Genomic DNA, 16,917 nt, shown 5'->3' with positions numbered 1-16,917 from the left:
CATGAAGCTGACCAATACTAATTGCTCGTGAGGCTTGACTATACAACACCCAAACAGTTGTATGTAAAGCATCAATTGATTCGATATTAAGCAAAATAACTTGATTTAGTTAACGCTTAAGAACAAAATACTGCAACTCAGATATGATCTGTTAATAACTCATTTGACCAAGCAACGGCACTGAAAAGATAAGACCAAATGCAAAGTCATAACAGTTGTGCTGGCGACCATAGCAAGAGTGAACCACCTGATCCCTTCCCGAACTCAGAAGTGAAACCTCTTAGCGCTGATGGTAGTGTGGGGTTACCCATGTGAGAGTAAGTCATCGCCAGCTCATTATTCGAAACACCCCCTGATATCTCAGGGGGTGTTTTTTTATGCGTGATGAAAAGGGAAGAAAAAAATAATAAGAAAAGCAGAAGAAAAAACAGGGAAATGATAGATATTTAAAAAGAATAAGGCCGATCAACAATAAACTCGTCTAGAACTCTTTTATATCATTTAAAATCTTTTGCTAATGAAAATGTATAATAAATCAATATAATAAAATCGTTTATCTCTTTAATAATATATAGGGTATTTAAGATGTTTTTAAAAAAATTATTAGCTACAGTTTTATTTGCATTTGTTTCTTTCAATACTACAGCCGGTGTGTATCAGGATAAACTAAGTGAATGTTTGGTTAATAAAATTTCAGCAGAAGAGAGTCAGAACTTAACGGCTTGGATTTATTTGGCATTTTCAGCACATCCAGAAATTTCTAAATATAGTAATGTGACGTCCGCTGAGATGCAAAAAATTGATAAAAATATGGCAAATTTATTTCAAGATTTATTTACTAAACGTTGTAATGCTGAAATCAAAGCAGTTACAGAAAATGAAGGAACAAATGCTCTAGGTAAAGCATTTGAACTATTGGGAAATCGTGCAGCTGAAAATCTGATGAAAAATCCAATTGTTGAAAAACGTATTGCATCATTTGCGCAATATTTTGATGAAGATAAAATGCGTCAATCTATGAAATAATTGAAGAGATTAGACCTAACAAAATTTATCCTCTTAAGCTTAGTTAGGTCTATATGGTTAAATAAAAGATTAAATTTTTAGAAATTATAAGGAACTTTTTAAATTATTTTGATGTTGCTTCACTTGTTTTGCATAACGTTTGCCTTGTTTTTTCATTTTTCGATTGGTGTTATAAGCAGTAGGTCCGACATTATAGTAGGCTAAAGCTTTTGGCATGCTGCCAGCGGCATTTTTATATTTAGTTAAAATAAATGACCCACAATTAATATTGGTTAATTCGTCATATAAATCCCCAGGGCATGTTGCTTGCCAATAACGTGGCATCACCTGAGTTAAACCGACTGCACCTGCAGGAGAACTGACATAAGGGCGGAAAGTTGATTCTTGGCGAATAACGGCAGCCAGTAGTAAAGGATCTAAGTTGTATTGATCGGCAGTTTGCACAATGTAGGGTGACACTCGATTTGCAGTTTCAGGATTGACTGAATAGGCCTTTTGGATCCCTGATGAAAGTTTAACTGCACGTTTTTCTACAGAGCCACCACCTAGTGATGAACATCCAGAAATCAGGGTTACAGATATAATAACAGTTGAAAACTTTAAGCTGTGAGCGCTTAGGAGCGACGAAAGACGAGTTGAAAGGCGAGTTTTATTCAGTACATTCTGCATTTATATTCACTTTAAAATAATCATGGCTAAGTGTAATTTCTAAAGCGATATTATGAACTGGAGACTTAGAGGTCAATATTTTCTTAAGATGCTCTGTACAGTGAAATTGTAAGAATTGATGGAAATGTACTCAAATTACATGATTTTTTAAGTGAAGAGAGAAAAAGATCGTGTTAATTGAATCAGTATTTCTCTCTTAACATGGTACTTATTAAGATTATGGGAACATTCAAATCCCGAGAACTTTAGTTATAAAAAACTAGAATATCCATTCATCAAATAACTGTATTTGATAAAGCTGTAAATCTTTCCAGTGAAATTTGTAGAATCTAATTTTATTTAAAGCGTTTTAAGCATCCAAATTTCGCATGCTTGGCTATGACCTGTATTGCCCTTGGGAGCTTGTAAGTGTTCAAATCCTACTTTTTCATAGAGTTTCACCGCTTGCCCAAGTGTATGTGTAGTTTCTAAATAACACGCTTTAAAATTATGATCTTTGGCGAATTGAAAACAAAGTTCTAAAATATCTTTGGCTAAGCCATGACCACGTAATTCAGGCATAAAATACATTTTTTGGATTTCTAAAATGCTTGAGTCTCCAACTAAAGGAGAAAGGCCCCCACCACCTAAAATTGTACCGTGTTGATTTTCAATAACCCAATATTGTGCATTTGCTTGTGCATAAACGTGATATAAATCATCTAAAATTGGATCTGCAACGGCAAATCCTGATTCTGGTGCTAATCCAAATTCTTTGGAAACTGTGCGAATGACATTGGCAATGCTTGCATTGTCTTCAAGTTGAAGTGGTCGGGTCTGAAACATAATCATCGAAAAACAAAAAGATGGATTGTTTATAGACTGATCCTATATAAAAATCCATCTTTAAGTTTCAAATTGCTCAAGCAAAAAATTACTTTAATTCGCTTGAACTTTTACCCAGTTCACGTCGTGCAATGATTAATTGTTGAATTTGCTGTGTGCCTTCAAATATATCAAGGATTTTTGAATCACGTGCCCATTTTTCCAATAATTCATCTTCGTTATAACCGACTGCCGCTGCGAGCTCTACACATTTTAATGTGATTTCATTACCAACACGGCCTGCTTTTGCTTTAGCGATGGATGCTTCACGTGAGTTTGGTTTTTTGTTGTCGGCCATCCATGCAGCTTTGAGCATGAGTAGACGTGCTGCTTCCCAGTCTGCTTCCATACGGTAGATTTGTGCAGCAATATTCGAGCTTTGTAAGATCGGTGTTGAATACTGCTCATCTAGTTCATCTTTGAAGATTTCTTTAATTCGCTCTAAAGATGCCTTTGCACAGCCAATAGCCATCGCAGCAACCAGCGGCCGAGTATTATCAAAAGTTTCCATAACCCCAGCAAAACCCTTTGCTACATCAATTTCAGCATTGCCTAATAAGTTTGCAGCAGGGACACGACAATCTACAAAACTAATGGCAGCAGTATCAGAAGCTTTAATACCCAATTTATGTTCTAGGCGTTCTACAGTCATGCCCGGCGTACCTTTTTCAACAACAAAGGATTTAATCGCTGCACGGCCTAATTTTTTATCTAGCGTTGCCCACACAACAACGGCATCGGCGCGGTCACCAGAGGTCACAAAAATCTTTTCACCATTTAAAATATATTCATTGTCTACTTTGGTGGCAGTGGTACGAATAGCCGCAGAGTCAGAACCACAGTTGGGTTCGGTAATTGCCATAGCGGCCCAAGTCCCTTTTAAGCGTTCTAGTTGTTCATCATTGGCTACTGCTGCAATAGCCGAGTTTCCAAGCCCTTGACGAGGCATACTGAGCAACAGGCCTGTATCTCCATAGCACATTTCGATGATACTGAGGGCTGTTGACATATTGACACCGTTTTTATTACCAGTGTCTGTGTCGCCACGTTTATTGACGGCGGCACCTGCATTCATGCCATCACCGCCATCATTCATACCGTCAACGAGGGAAGATAACATGTCTAATTCTTTTGGATAGGCGTGTTCGGCTTTGTCATATTTACGTGAAATAGGGCGTAGAACATTTAAAGCGACTTCATGGGCTTGGTCGATCAGCAATTTAAATTTTTTCGGATTTTGTAAGTTCATGGACATTTCCTTGTTTTTATTTTGCTGAATTATGCATGTAAGCCAGATTGAAGAATCGCTGTGGCACGTAAGTCTCGATACCAACGTTCTACGGGATGTTCTTTGGTAAAGCCATGACCACCTAATATTTGCACGCCATCGGTCCCAATTTTCATCGATTTTTCAGCACATAGCACGCGGGCTAAATAGGCTTCACGATGAAATGGCTTGCCGGCTTCGGCTAGACTTGCTGCGTTTAGGATGAGCATATGCATGGCATCAATTTCGATTGCCATATCTGCAATCATAAATGCCACACTTTGACGGTGCGAAATTGGCTCTCCAAAAGCTGTACGTTCGTTTGCATATTGAATGCAATATTTTTTGACTGCAGTTGCGGTGCCAACAGCCATGGCACACCACATTAAGTTGCCAAGATCGATAAATGAGGTGTAGTTGAAATCTTGATCGCCTAAGCGTTGGGCAGGGGTCTGATCAAATTTTAAAGTTACCGTTTCAGTGGCTTTCAAACCCATAGCAGGTGTTTTTTTTGCGCTAATGCTCTGGTCGCGTTGCACAATAAAAACTTCAGGCTGTCCATTGAGCATGGCACTCACTAACAGCACATCTGCCTGTTCGCCTAGAAGGACTAAGGTTTTCTCCCCACTGATTTTATACTGCTGGCCATCAGCAATCGCGTGAGTTTTAAGTTGATAGGGATTAAATGCCGCTGTTGCCTCTTGAACCGCAAAGCTTGCACGTAGGGCTGAATCATCTGCAAATGCCGCTAAGTAGGTTGCTTGAACAGATTCGGAACCCCATTGGGTAATGGCGTTGATACAGCTAAACGTCGACAGTAAACCTGCTGTTAAACTAAAGTCACCTTCAGCCAATTGTTCAGCAATTAAGATATTGCTAATGATATTTTTTTCTGCCGCGACGCCACCCAAATCTTCAGGTAAGGCATAATAATTTAGACCTAGATCTTGGATATGTTGCCATAACGCTTCAGGAAATCTTTCCTCTTGATCGGCTTGATGAGCAAGTGGATACAAGACTTCTGTGGCAAACTGCTGCATCGCATCAGCAGTCATTTGTTGTTCTTCAGTCAGGTTTAAATCAAATAATGATTTTTGTTGATTAGGCAAACGTTGCTTATGCACATCTTTGTTGGTCTGAAATACTTTTTGCGTCTGGCTCAGGGTTTTAAAACCAGCTTTTGAGCTTTGATACAAAGATTTTTCAACAAATTTGCGCAGTTTAAACTGATCGAGTACATCACTTCCGGCAATTTTAGTTAAAAGTGAGAGTCCAAATCCTTGAGCCTTGTTTACCATATTGGTCATTGTTGTTTTCCATTTGCGTTGTTCTTATTTAATGCTGACATGCCAAAGATAGAAAAACCATGTCATAAATGACATGCATGATTGTCAAAGATAAACGGCGAGATTAGGTGGGATTCGATAGCTAAATAATTAATTAAGAATAGAAAAGTAAAAAGGCTTAAAAGTATTGTTATTTTAAAATTGACTTGGCTGACATTTGAGTCAGCCAAGTTTTAAGGTCTGTATTGAATGATTATTGATATTTTTGAATCATACGACGAACATTGGTTTTTGCTTCAATGACGGTCATAAAGGTATATGCACCGATAAATTTACGGCTAATAAACATAAACTCTTTAGGTGGAACTGAGAAATAGCGAGATGCCATCGATTTTGACGCTTGTTGCATCACACGGCTATGTAATTGGCTTTTTTTCCAGTCATAGCGTTGTTGTTCGTCCATAACACCAGCAGGGATGTTTGGGTTATTTTCAGTGCTACTAAATGCCTCTGTCGCTAACAAAAAGACTTTAGCCATATCAGGTTTAATACTTTGTGGAATACCATCAAAGAACTCATAACCTGTCATCGCTTTGACCATTTGCTCAGAGCTGTGATGGTAACCCGCGGTAATCAAATTACGCGCAACGCCTAATAGATGCTCATCAAACTGACGGATCGCACCAAAGTCGAGGAGTACGATTTTATCTGGTACATCCGCACCATTGCCCAAACGCACCAAATAGTTTCCGAAGTTAGGGTCGGTTTGCATTTCACCCCATTCAAAAATTTCGCGTACGGCAATTTCAAGTGATGCTTCACCTAAGGCGTTACGGCGCTCTTGAGGAAGTGACAGCATTACTGGGCTGTTAATCGGTACACCACGTTCAAAGGTCATACACAGCACTTGAGGTGTTGAATAACCTTCAATGATTTGCGGCACGATATAGCGTGGGTCTTCTTTTAAGCGTGCTGCAAAACGGCGAGTGGTATCTGCTTCGATTTTATAATTTACTTCACGATGCATCATTTCACGAACTTCATCAAACCACTGATCAAATTCACGGGTTTGAGGAACCATTCGTGTCAGTTTGAGCATGTTTTTGAATAGATTCATATCCGAATCGATGGCATCTGCCACACCCGGATACTGGATTTTTAAAACCAGTTCTAAACCATCAGATTTACGTTTTGCACGGTGAACCTGTGCCAGAGATGCTGTGCCAAGTGGCTCATGATCAATCACGAGATCATCAAGCTTTGAGCCAAGTTGATTTTGTAATTGGACTTTGATGGCTGGCCATGCCAATGCAACTGTTTGATTGTTCAGCGTGTTGAGGGCTTGGGTGATTTCTTCAGGCAGAAAATGTTCACCATACAACGCCATCATTTGCCCAATTTTTACAATTGAACCTTTTAATTTACCAATTTCTGCGACGAGATATTCAGCCTGATCTTTCATGGCTTTTTTACGCTTTTTCTCTTTTTCTTCTTCACTCGAAAAAATAGAAGTGGCGTTTGATGCTGCCCAACGAGTTCCCGCAAGTAGCGATGCCTTTGCGATAGATAAGCGTCGATCCATAGAAGACGTTTTCAAGTGTTTGAGCTTATCGTTCTGATCTGACATGTAAATTAAATCCTTTAATCAGCAATTCGCAGAAAAATACATTGTAGCTAATTTTAACGTTTCTTAACGTATTAAAATAGTTCAACTTACTGAATATGCAGTAAGCATTTGCAAACTTAAGCAAGATGCCACGTAGACAGGCACATTGGAAAAGAAAACTATAAACGATATTTGATTTTTACCGTATCGTTTTGCATCAATGCGGCTTTATGTTCTTCAATATGTTGATGAATAAGATGTTGGACAGATTCGTCTTTAAATCCGGCAGCATAACCTTTGACAATAATAATGCTCGGTAAGCTAAAAAATAGGGTACGTGCGTTTTCTAGACTCGCATCAGGGAAAACTTGATGTTCGATCAGCAGTTGCTGAAAAAATGCCTTTTCAGTTTGCACGTTTAAAGACTGAGTGTCTTCCCAATAGCTTTGACGCATAGCCATGAGGTTATTGTGCTTATAGCTCATTGGAGCTCCGCATTTAAAATTTAACTGTTTGTATGGGGATGATTTTAAGAAAATAAAGCTTAGGATCAAGTACAAATTGCTAAACAATTGAGCTTGAATTGGTTTTTATTCGTAATTTTCATCTAATTAGATTTTATAGAATGCTGAAAGGCATAAAGTACACATTTCATTTCAGCGAATGTATCAGACCTCATATATACGGTTATGAAATGCTTTCAAGCGGTGAATAATGCCGTATTTTTATTATAAATAGCATTAAAACAAGGTATCATAGGGCGTTTAAAAAATTATGAACTGGAGACGCCTTAAGTGGATCGACCGACTATTAGCCCTGAACATTTACAGGAAGCAGCTGAAAACCTATCAACAATTCGTGATTATATCCGCTTTGGGGTAACAGCTTTACGTCAATATGATGCCCACTTAGGACAAGGTACAGAAGACTATTTTGCTGAAAGCTCAGCATTGGTTTTACAAACGTTATCTCTAGATTGGAATGCAGATGCGGAAATCTTAGATGCGAAATTATTGCCAAGTGAAGTTGCAGAATTTTTAGCATTGTTAGAACGTCGTATTAATGAAAAAGTTCCGACGTCTTATTTACTAAACTTGTCATATTTCTTTGGTAAGCCATTTTATGTCGATGAACGTGTACTAATTCCACGTTCTCCAATTGCAGAGTTAATTGAAAACCGTTTTGCACCTTATTGTTTAGGCGAAAATGGCGAGATGGGTGCTGCAGTTAATAATCTACCTGAAAATGCCAATCCAAAAACTCCTCAGCGCATTTTAGATATGTGTACGGGTTCGGGTTGTATCGCGATTGCCTTAGCTTATGCATTCCCAGACGCTGAAGTTGATGCAACAGATTTATCTAAAGATGCACTTGAAGTGGCACAAATTAACTGTGAACACCACAATAAACAATATCAAGTGGCATTACTCGAGTCTGATTTATTTGCCAAAATTCCAGCAGAAAATCAATATGATTTGATCGTGTCGAATCCACCATATGTGGATGCTGAAGACATGGCAGATTTACCAGAAGAATTCCACCATGAACCTGAAATGGCGCTTGCTGCGGGTCAAGATGGTTTGGATCTTGTACGTAAAATGTTGGCACAAGCTGCAGATTACCTGACTGAAGATGGCTTAATTGTGATCGAAGTGGGTAACTCTGAATGGGCAATGCGTCAAAACTTCAATACCGTTGATTTTTACTGGTTACAGTTCCAAAAAGGCGGTACAGGTATCTTTGCATTGACTGCTGCTCAATGCCGCGAATACCGAGATTTATTCATTCAATCTGTTCAAGCATAAGGAGTCGTTTGACATGGCAGGTAATAGTATAGGGCAACTCTTCCGTGTAACGACTTGTGGTGAATCTCATGGCGTTGGTTTGATGGCCATTGTGGATGGGGTTCCACCGGGTATTGAACTGACTGAAGCCGATTTGCAAAAGGATCTGGATCGTCGTAAGCCGGGCACATCTAAGTTTGCGACTCAGCGTAAAGAACCCGATGAAGTTGAAATTATTTCAGGCGTATTTGAAGGCAAAACAACCGGTACATCGATTGGTCTATTGATCCGTAACACAGATCAAAAATCAAAAGATTATGGCAACATCGCGCAAACCTTCCGTCCGGGTCATGCAGACTATACGTATACACATAAGTATGGTTTTCGTGATTACCGTGGTGGTGGCCGTTCGAGTGCTCGTGAAACTGCGATGCGTGTTGCTGCGGGTGCGATTGCTAAAAAATTCTTGTTTGAGAAATTCGGCATAGAAATTCGTGGTCATGTAACCCAAATTGGTACCGAAAAAGCAGAGAAATTGGACTGGAATGAAGTTCCGAATAACCCATTTTTCTGTGGTGATGCAGATGCCGTCCCACGTTTCGAAGCTCTCGTAACGTCACTTCGTGAACAAGGAACGAGCTGTGGCGCCAAACTGGAAATTATTGCGACGCAAGTGCCAGTCGGTTGGGGCGAGCCTGTATTTGATCGTTTAGATGCAGATATTGCACATGCCATGATGTCCATCAATGCTGTAAAAGGTGTGGAAATTGGTGATGGCTTTGGCGTTGCTGAGCAGTTTGGTCATGAAACCCGTGATGAGTTAACTACGGATGGTTTCTTGGCAAACCATGCAGGCGGCATTTTGGGTGGTATTTCGAGTGGTCAGGATATTCGTGTTGCGATCGCCTTGAAACCAACAGCTTCCATTACTACGCCGGGTAAAACCATCACGATTAATCGTGAAGATACAGATGTGTTGACCAAAGGTCGCCATGATCCTTGTGTCGGTGTTCGTGCGACACCAATTGCAGAGGCGATGTTGGCAATTGTGCTTATGGATCACTTCATGCGTAACCGCGCACAAAATGCGGATGTAGTCGCACCATTTGCCCCAATTGAACCCAAGTGAGGAAACAAAGCGCTGCTTTGTTCCGAACGCGGTTGGTGAGTAGCGTTAGCGAGTCACAGTAGATAAATAACAAAGCGTTGCTTTGTTCCGAACGCGGTTAGTGAATAGCGTTAGCGAGTCACAGTGGATAAATAACAAAGCGTTGCTTTGTTCCGAACGCGGTTAGTGAATAGCTTTAGCAAGTCACAGTGTATAAATAACAAAGCGTTGCTTTGTTCCGAACGCGGTTGGTGAGTAGCGTTAGCGAGTCACAGTGGATAAATAACAAAGCGCTGCTTTGTTCCGAACGCGGTTGGTGAATAGCTTTAGCAAGTCACACTGATGAGAAAATTGCATAAAAAAACCAGACAATTGTCTGGTTTTTTTATTTCGGTAAACTAGGCCTATGAAAATAAATAGCAAAAAAATATGAATATACGAAATGCTTTACTTGGTGATATTCAGCAGCTTGAAAGCTTAATGAATACAGCCTATCGGGAAAATCATCCCAAGAGTTGGACGACAGAACATCATATTGTTCGAGGAAATCGAATAAATGTGTCTCAACTCAGTCAACTCTTACAAAAAAGGGATTTTCATTTATATGTGATTGAGTCGGTACATGCGCAGATCATGGGGTGTATTGGTATTCAAATGCAGGGGAAGAGCTGTGAAATTGGTCATTTTGCAATTCATCCAAATGAGCAAGCTCAGGGCTTAGGAAAAAAAATTATTGCAATTTGCAGAACAGCAAGCGATGTTGATTGAACCCAATGTTGAAGAATTTGTGATGTATGTGATTGATCGGCGTTTAGAATTAATAAAATATTATCAACGACGTGGCTATAAGCTTACAGATGAAAATCAAGCCTATCCTCTTCATCTAGAGGTAGGTCAACCGATTTGTGAACTGACAATTAAACAATTAATTAAACGAATAAAATAAAGACCATGTGATGCATTTGATCAATTTATAAAGCGAGATGAATAAAAAATCCCCAAAAAACATACACTAACTTTTGGGATTTTGATTTTAGACTATTTGGGCTTAAGAGTAAGCACGTAAAAATAGTCGGTAGGCATCTGATGATTTTTGGTTTTTTAGCATATAGTGTGCGATTTCACCTTGGTTGGTATTCATAATCACCGCAATATCTTTTGCGTCACAAAATTGTTTAAGCACAGTATCTGGGATCATCACGGTATTAGAAGAATCAATCACATTTGAATTATCTAAGCGACGATAATTTGTTTGACCTATTGCAGGATAAGACAATACTTTGCCGTCGATCACAAAAGATATTTCATTCATATCAAGCTGCTGTTGATCATAAGAATGCAGTGAAAGTGCATACTCACCTTTATTCTTTTGCTAATCAATTGCAAGTTCAGGACATTTTTGTCCAGTACAGTAATTGACCTCGAGTAATGGTTCGTTGGATTACGTTACTGTTTTCAACGGTATTCACACCTTTTAGCTTCAAGGTTCTTGTTTCAGGTTTATTTTTAGGTACGGTAATACAACCTGTGAGTAGTAGGAGTGTAAATCCTAGAACTAAATAATTTTTCATGTGTTTTTCCATGTTAGCGTTATTTTTATAAGCAATATTTATTTTGGCGCATATTCACACAGAAAAAACAAAAAAGTAAAATACATCACACTTTTCTAGTTTTGTTTGAGCACTGCTTTGATATAAGTGGTCGATATTCAAATAAAAAATATTATTAAGTGATGTAAATCTTATTTCATTGAAATTTAGATAACTTAAGTAAGATCTGTGATTTTGCGCTATCAATCTGCTCGGGATTGGTTTGTCGAGACAATTGGTCACGTGGTTTTTCGCCTAAAAAATATTTGATCCGTTCAGCATTCGCACCCGATGGATGGGGAAGTCCTGCTAAAATCTGCTGATCTTTTAAATAGCCTAAGCTGCTTACATAATTTAAAACCTCATCTACACCTTTGCCTAGCGGAATATAAATTGCGTTCGGAAGCTGTTGAATCATAGGAATAAAATAATCATCAATATGTTGTTTTAATAATTCATTTTTCAACATTGCGGGCGTTGAGCCTGCATAATTTTTTCCATTGACCAAAATACATTGCTGTAAAACCGAACACATTTGCACCATATCTTGATGATTGCTAAATAGCTCTGCAGTGGTCTGTATGCCTAATTGATTCTGTAATCCAATATGATCTAGCAGTTGAGTTAAATTTTTACGAATAGGACCACTAAAAGCACCACTATTCTTGGCAAGTTTAAGTATGTTTTCCTCAGATAATTGCTGCTCTACGCCGTCCTTCGCTGCAATTAATGCATTACGCCATTGTTGTTGGCCTGGGCAGATGCCGACGATGACCACTTTTGCATCATGATTTATGGCCTCGAATGGTGCATAAAAGCTTTGAATAGTTCCCAGAGTTTTAAGACGGAGTAAATCACTTTGAGTTAATTCTTCAATAGAATGTGTTTTGATCACAGATGCAAAGCAAGAGAAAAGGGTAGAATCCGACATAAAACTTCAATCTTTCTAGATATAAATTTCATTCAGTATTTTAAACCTTTATTTTAAAGATGAAGTATTTAGGTATAAAAAAATTGATTTTAAATTTATAACCTAATAACTTAAATCGATATAAAAATATTATTTAACAATATTGACCCAAATAGGACTTGAGATTTGGTACAAATATTGCTCATATCTAACTAAGGCAATACCAAGATGAATGCCGAATAAAAAAACGAATGGATGATTGCAGGAGAGAAGCACAGATCGTGCTCGCCGAAGGAGCAAGTTCCCCCAGGAAACTCTCAGGCAAAAGGACTGTAATCATATAAAAATCTGGAGAGAAGTAGGCTAGACCTACTCACCGAAGGGGAAGGTTCACATTGCTTCGCAAGGAACCAAAGCTCTCAGGTAACAATGACAGATGGGGCGAACATAGGAAATATAATTTCCAAGGAGCCTATATGTGTCATATTGTTGTGATTGGTGCAGGTATTACTGGGGTAACGACAGCTTACGAACTCGGATTACTCGGTTATCGTGTCACTGTGGTCGATAAACATCTTTATCCTGCGATGGAAACGTCGTTTGCCAATGGTGGACAATTATCAGCGTGTAATGCTGAAGTCTGGAACCAAAAAGCAACGGTAGTGAAAGGCATCAAATGGATGTCACAAAAAACCGCGCCATTATTATTAAATCCAAGTTTTAATCTACACAAATATTCATGGCTCTTTGAGTTTATGGGGCATATTAAAGATTACCGTGAAAATACTCACGAGACCGTCCGTCTTGCATTGATGGCACGTCAGCGTTTATTTGAAATTGCTGAGCATGAAAACTTGCAGTTTGATTTAGAAAAACGCGGCATTTTACATTTCTTTCATAATCAACATGATTATGAGGTGGCGACTCAAGTTAATAATATGCTCTGTGAAGGTGGTTTAGAGCGTCATCCTGTGACATTAGCTGAAATCCGTGACATTGAGCCTAGTCTGACAGGTGAATACTATGGAGGCTTTTATTGTCCGGGTGATGCCACTGGAGATATCCATAAATTTACAACGCAGCTTGCCAAAGCAACGGAACGCTTTGATGTGAAATATATGTGGGGTTTTGAGGTGACTGACTTTGAGCATCATACAAAAGGTGTCAATGTTCGATTAAAAGCCAGTGATGAAAATATGGAAAATCCTGATGCAGATAGCATACTTGAGGCAGATGCTGTAGTGGTCTGTGGTGGCGTAGGTAGTTATGAACTTGCACATAAACTCGGTGATCGCGTAAATGTGTATCCAGTCAAAGGATATTCAATCACCATTAATTTAAATGATGAACAAAGTCAGGCCAATGCGCCTTGGGTAAGTCTGTTGGATGAAAGTGCCAAAATTGTGACTTCACGCTTAGGTGCAAATCGACTCCGTGTTGCAGGTACGGCAGAGTTTAATGGCTATAACCGAGATATTCGTGCCGATCGCATTCAGCCTTTAATTGATTGGTCGAATCGTAATTTTAATCTATCAACAGAACATGTGGTGCCGTGGGCGGGTTTACGACCAATGATGCCCAATATGATGCCAGTAGTGCATGCAGGTAAGCGAGATCATATTTTCTATAATACAGGGCATGGTCACCTTGGATGGACTTTATCTGCGGCAACAGCTGCAATGATCAGCCAGCAAGTGCAGCAAACACATCCGATTTAACTGACATATTGTAGACATCAAAAAAGCCTCAATGTTGAGGCTTTTTTGTATTTTTCTAAGTCATTCGAATTTGATCTTAATCATATAAACGATAAATCCCTGCAAAACGTTCACAGCCTTTTTGTTCGGTTTTTACTGAGAGTAAGGCCTTACTGTAATTGAACTGATATTTGCAGTCGTGTTCATTATCGGTGATTTGATTTTTTTGTTCGGGTGTTGTGTAAGCTAAAAATGGAATGGTTTGTGTTTCAACTCGATTGTTCGGATTACGATAGGCAATGCCTTCGATTTTGATGCTGTCTTTGCCCAGTTGATGCACTTTTAAATGTACAGGTGATGTCGCAAAATGGCCATTTTCAAATTTAAGATAATGCTGCGTTAAACTTTGGTTCATTGAGGTATAAATATTCAAATCTTCATAGCGAAGCTCGAATTGTTGTTTAAAACACTCCAAGTTTTTGCATTGCTGAACTCGGCTGTACCATAATTTTTGCGTATCTATCAGCAAGCGTATTGGGGCATCGGTAATCAACTGCGCTGTTAAAAAAAGCCCATCTAGCTTTTCACGTTGTTCTTCAAAACCGTTAGAACAGTAATTTTTTTTTGCATGAGTATTGGCATGATCACAGTCTATCTTTTCTGCATGCGTAAACGTCGCTAGGCCAGAACCTATTAGCAGAACCAGTCCGAATTTTTTAATGATATTTATTTCAGTTTTCAACAGCATGATCGCTTATACTTTCACTATGTTGCGCTTGCCCACACTATAGCGAAATAGAAAGCGTGAATACAAGATTTCAATCATTATTTTCTCAAGGAACTCAAGCATGATAGCTCAAATTCGTATCGGTCAGGGCATGGATGTGCATGCATTTGAAGAAGGTGACTTTGTAACGCTTGCTGGTGTTCAAATTCCACATACACATGGACTCAAAGCACATTCAGATGGTGATGTGGTATTGCATGCGCTTTGTGATGCATTATTAGGAGCTTTGGCACTTGGAGATATTGGTCAGCATTTTCCAGATACAGATCCAAAATTTAAAGGTGCCGATAGTCGAGTACTTTTAAAACACGTCTACCAACTGATTTTAGATCGTGGATATGTACTTAATAATGCTGATATTACCGTGGCTTGTGAGCGCCCTAAACTAGCAAAACATAATTTAGAAATGCGTCAAAGTATCGCAGATGTTATGGATGTTGAAGTTACACAAATTAGCATCAAAGCGACCACCACCGAAAAATTAGGGTTTACTGGTCGCCAAGAAGGTATTCTTTCTACTGCAACAGTACTGATTTCTCACGCAAAATGATCTGGATGGATCAGTGCATGTTGTAAATCTTGAGTTGCTTTACGGCCTTGAAGTTGTAAGGCAACCGCATGGATTAAACCTGTCCATGTTTCATTGGGTTTCCAAATTTGATGCATCAAATCTTGAGCCTTTGGCATATCAACATCCATATAGTATTGACGATATAAATACATCAAACTGCTGACACGGAAGTTTTTCGCACAGTGTAGCCAAACCGTTTGACCTTGAACCAAATGGTCAATCATATCGAGTACTAAAAGGCATTGATCATCTGAAGGGGTATCCCAAGAGATCGGAACTTGGATATAGTTCAGGCCTAGATCTAGGCAAATGCGGTCTTCATGCTCGATATGATTGGATGCATCGGTCAGTGCTAAATTGATAACCGTTGAAACACCATATTCTTTGATCGTTTGAAGCTCAGAAGGAGATGGTTGACCGGACGTTAATAAGTGTTCATGTATATATTGGAAGTTTTCAATGTGACTTAACGCATTTTCGATTTCATTCATCTGACAAATAATCCTTCAAAGTAAAACGCCATCTCGAAGATGGCGTTTTTCATTCACTTAGCGTGTCGGTAACACGTCTTTAAGTGCTTCATGCATCTCTAACAAAACTTTTTCAGTCGTATCCCAATCGATACAGCCATCAGTCACTGATTTACCATATTCGAGGTCACAGAGGTTGGCAGGAATATCCTGACGACCACCTTTTAAGTGACTTTCTACCATAATACCCACGATTGACTTGTTTCCGTCAAGGATTTGTTCAGTAATATTTTTGAGTACAAGGGGTTGTAGGTACGGGTCTTTGTTTGAGTTTGCATGACTGGTATCAATCATAATTTTGCCACTAACTTTTGCTTTGGCTAATGCCGCTTCAGCATCTGCAACTGAACCTGCGTCGTAGTTTGGTTTACCGTTACCGCCACGAAGTACAACGTGTGCATATGGGTTACCACTGGTACGAATAACAGAAACTTGACCTTGGTCGCTTAAGCCCAAGAAGCTATGACCATGTTTAACAGATTGCATGGCATTGGTCGCAACGGTTAAACCGCCATCTGTACCATTTTTAAAGCCCACAGGTGAAGACAGGCCAGAAGACATTTCACGATGTGTTTGGCTTTCAGTGGTACGCGCACCAATTGCTGACCAAGAGATAAGATCTTGGTAGTACTGTGGTGAGTTTGGATCGAGTGCTTCGGTTGCACAAGGCAAACCTTTTTCATTCAATTCAAGTAAAAGTTTACGACCAATACGTAAGCCTTTTTCGATGTTGAAAGAATCGTTCATGTCAGGGTCATTAATTAAACCTTTCCAACCCACAGTGGTACGTGGTTTTTCAAAATACACACGCATCACGACATAAATCGTATCTTGGATTTTGTCACTTAAAACTTTTAAACGGTCAGCATAATCATGTGCAGCGACTGTGTCGTGAATTGAACATGGACCAATGACAACAAAAAGACGTTTGTCATTTCCATCTAAAATATTACGTACAGTTTCACGGCCCTTAAGGACTGTTTGATAGGCAGTTTCAGTCAGAGGTAGCTCTTTTTTTAGTTCTGCAGGAGTAACAAGAGGCTGAATGCTTTTTACATTCACGTCATCAATGTCGTTTTGGGTAATAGAATTTGACTGTAAAGTATTCATTGCCGTCACTGGTTTGATTATACAAAAGGTTGTTTCGTGAGCCGAATATAACATGAATATAGCATTCAAATGTTATAAAAAAGATCAATAAGTCTCTGAAAAAAAAGTGATGA

General features: G+C 39.1%; 19 protein-coding genes, 1 rRNA gene and 1 riboswitch. Of the genes, 8 read left to right on the top strand and 12 right to left on the bottom strand.

Features of this window, described 5'->3' with window-relative positions:
- The first annotated feature begins 219 nt into the window (after positions 1-219).
- Positions 220-334: ribosomal RNA gene (gene rrf / locus FTU12_RS10100) — 5S ribosomal RNA — on the top strand.
- A 251-nt stretch (positions 335-585) separates the two neighbouring features.
- Positions 586-1,026, top strand: a complete 441-nt coding sequence (locus FTU12_RS10095) for a hypothetical protein (protein WP_180114285.1) — start codon at positions 586-588, stop codon at positions 1,024-1,026.
- A gap of 84 nt (positions 1,027-1,110) precedes the next feature.
- Here the strand turns inward: FTU12_RS10095 and FTU12_RS10090 are convergent, their stop codons facing one another.
- From FTU12_RS10090 to FTU12_RS10065, 6 genes are all read right to left on the bottom strand, one after another.
- Positions 1,111-1,695 carry a lytic transglycosylase domain-containing protein gene (locus FTU12_RS10090; RefSeq protein ID WP_168378689.1) on the bottom strand — a complete coding sequence of 195 codons (585 nt, stop codon included), beginning with the start codon at positions 1,693-1,695 and terminating at the stop codon, positions 1,111-1,113.
- A 339-nt stretch (positions 1,696-2,034) separates the two neighbouring features.
- Entirely contained in the window at positions 2,035-2,520 is a 486-nt protein-coding gene (locus tag FTU12_RS10085) for a GNAT family N-acetyltransferase (protein WP_180114292.1), read from the bottom strand.
- A gap of 88 nt (positions 2,521-2,608) precedes the next feature.
- Positions 2,609-3,808, bottom strand: coding sequence for an acyl-CoA dehydrogenase family protein (locus tag FTU12_RS10080; RefSeq protein WP_180114284.1), 1,200 nt, complete (start codon positions 3,806-3,808; stop codon positions 2,609-2,611).
- Between the two features lie 29 nt (positions 3,809-3,837).
- A complete protein-coding gene (locus FTU12_RS10075; protein WP_171263801.1) occupies positions 3,838-5,124 on the bottom strand; it encodes an acyl-CoA dehydrogenase family protein in 1,287 nt (428 codons plus the stop codon).
- A 241-nt stretch (positions 5,125-5,365) separates the two neighbouring features.
- The gene (locus tag FTU12_RS10070) at positions 5,366-6,739 is read right to left on the bottom strand and encodes an AarF/ABC1/UbiB kinase family protein (RefSeq protein ID WP_180005577.1); all 1,374 of its coding nucleotides are present in this window, start codon (positions 6,737-6,739) and stop codon (positions 5,366-5,368) included.
- Between the two features lie 158 nt (positions 6,740-6,897).
- Positions 6,898-7,203 (bottom strand): hypothetical protein, encoded by a 306-nt coding sequence (locus FTU12_RS10065; RefSeq protein ID WP_078191029.1) that lies wholly within the window; start codon positions 7,201-7,203, stop codon positions 6,898-6,900.
- A 309-nt stretch (positions 7,204-7,512) separates the two neighbouring features.
- Here FTU12_RS10065 and prmB point away from each other — a divergent pair, with 309 nt between their 5' ends.
- The 4 genes from prmB to FTU12_RS10045 all read left to right on the top strand — a co-directional run bounded on the left by prmB (position 7,513) and on the right by FTU12_RS10045 (position 10,556).
- A complete protein-coding gene (gene prmB, locus FTU12_RS10060) occupies positions 7,513-8,523 on the top strand; it encodes a 50S ribosomal protein L3 N(5)-glutamine methyltransferase (RefSeq protein ID WP_078193871.1) in 1,011 nt (336 codons plus the stop codon).
- A gap of 13 nt (positions 8,524-8,536) precedes the next feature.
- Complete coding sequence (gene aroC, locus FTU12_RS10055) at positions 8,537-9,631, top strand: chorismate synthase (RefSeq protein WP_168378684.1); 1,095 nt, start codon at positions 8,537-8,539, stop codon at positions 9,629-9,631.
- Between the two features lie 408 nt (positions 9,632-10,039).
- Positions 10,040-10,378, top strand: a complete 339-nt coding sequence (locus FTU12_RS10050) for a GNAT family N-acetyltransferase (protein WP_180026296.1) — start codon at positions 10,040-10,042, stop codon at positions 10,376-10,378.
- Positions 10,344-10,556, top strand: a complete 213-nt coding sequence (locus FTU12_RS10045; protein WP_180026295.1) for a hypothetical protein — start codon at positions 10,344-10,346, stop codon at positions 10,554-10,556. Before FTU12_RS10050 ends, FTU12_RS10045 begins: the two co-directional genes overlap by 35 nt.
- 102 nt (positions 10,557-10,658) lie before the next feature.
- On the opposite strand, the gene FTU12_RS16510 is transcribed toward FTU12_RS10045, so the two are convergent.
- From FTU12_RS16510 to FTU12_RS10035, 3 genes are all read right to left on the bottom strand, one after another.
- Complete coding sequence (locus FTU12_RS16510; RefSeq protein ID WP_252725827.1) at positions 10,659-10,922, bottom strand: hypothetical protein; 264 nt, start codon at positions 10,920-10,922, stop codon at positions 10,659-10,661.
- Between the two features lie 76 nt (positions 10,923-10,998).
- Positions 10,999-11,193 (bottom strand): hypothetical protein, encoded by a 195-nt coding sequence (locus FTU12_RS16505; protein WP_180005656.1) that lies wholly within the window; start codon positions 11,191-11,193, stop codon positions 10,999-11,001.
- A 163-nt stretch (positions 11,194-11,356) separates the two neighbouring features.
- Positions 11,357-12,130 carry a hypothetical protein gene (locus FTU12_RS10035; RefSeq protein WP_180005657.1) on the bottom strand — a complete coding sequence of 258 codons (774 nt, stop codon included), beginning with the start codon at positions 12,128-12,130 and terminating at the stop codon, positions 11,357-11,359.
- 231 nt (positions 12,131-12,361) lie between these two features.
- A riboswitch (glycine riboswitch) is annotated at positions 12,362-12,452 on the top strand.
- A gap of 133 nt (positions 12,453-12,585) precedes the next feature.
- Between FTU12_RS10035 and FTU12_RS10030 the strand changes: the two genes are divergently transcribed.
- Entirely contained in the window at positions 12,586-13,827 is a 1,242-nt protein-coding gene (locus FTU12_RS10030) for a D-amino acid dehydrogenase (RefSeq protein ID WP_180003788.1), read from the top strand.
- A 76-nt stretch (positions 13,828-13,903) separates the two neighbouring features.
- Here the strand turns inward: FTU12_RS10030 and FTU12_RS10025 are convergent, their stop codons facing one another.
- The gene (locus tag FTU12_RS10025) at positions 13,904-14,554 is read right to left on the bottom strand and encodes a hypothetical protein (protein WP_180003787.1); all 651 of its coding nucleotides are present in this window, start codon (positions 14,552-14,554) and stop codon (positions 13,904-13,906) included.
- Between the two features lie 100 nt (positions 14,555-14,654).
- On the opposite strand from FTU12_RS10025, the gene ispF reads away from it, so the two are divergent.
- Positions 14,655-15,143 (top strand): 2-C-methyl-D-erythritol 2,4-cyclodiphosphate synthase, encoded by a 489-nt coding sequence (ispF, locus tag FTU12_RS10020; RefSeq protein WP_168378679.1) that lies wholly within the window; start codon positions 14,655-14,657, stop codon positions 15,141-15,143.
- Here the strand turns inward: ispF and FTU12_RS10015 are convergent.
- Positions 15,131-15,655, bottom strand: coding sequence for a protein tyrosine phosphatase family protein (locus FTU12_RS10015; protein ID WP_180054898.1), 525 nt, complete (start codon positions 15,653-15,655; stop codon positions 15,131-15,133). The genes ispF and FTU12_RS10015 overlap by 13 nt on opposite strands.
- A gap of 57 nt (positions 15,656-15,712) precedes the next feature.
- Positions 15,713-16,804 (bottom strand): 3-deoxy-7-phosphoheptulonate synthase, encoded by a 1,092-nt coding sequence (locus tag FTU12_RS10010; protein ID WP_143221612.1) that lies wholly within the window; start codon positions 16,802-16,804, stop codon positions 15,713-15,715.
- Positions 16,805-16,917 lie beyond the last annotated feature (113 nt).

This window comes from Acinetobacter sp. YH12063 (assembly GCF_013419715.1).
In the GTDB taxonomy this organism is placed as follows: Bacteria; Pseudomonadota; Gammaproteobacteria; order Pseudomonadales; family Moraxellaceae; genus Acinetobacter; species Acinetobacter amyesii.
This window is presented reverse-complemented; position numbering and strand designations above follow the sequence as displayed.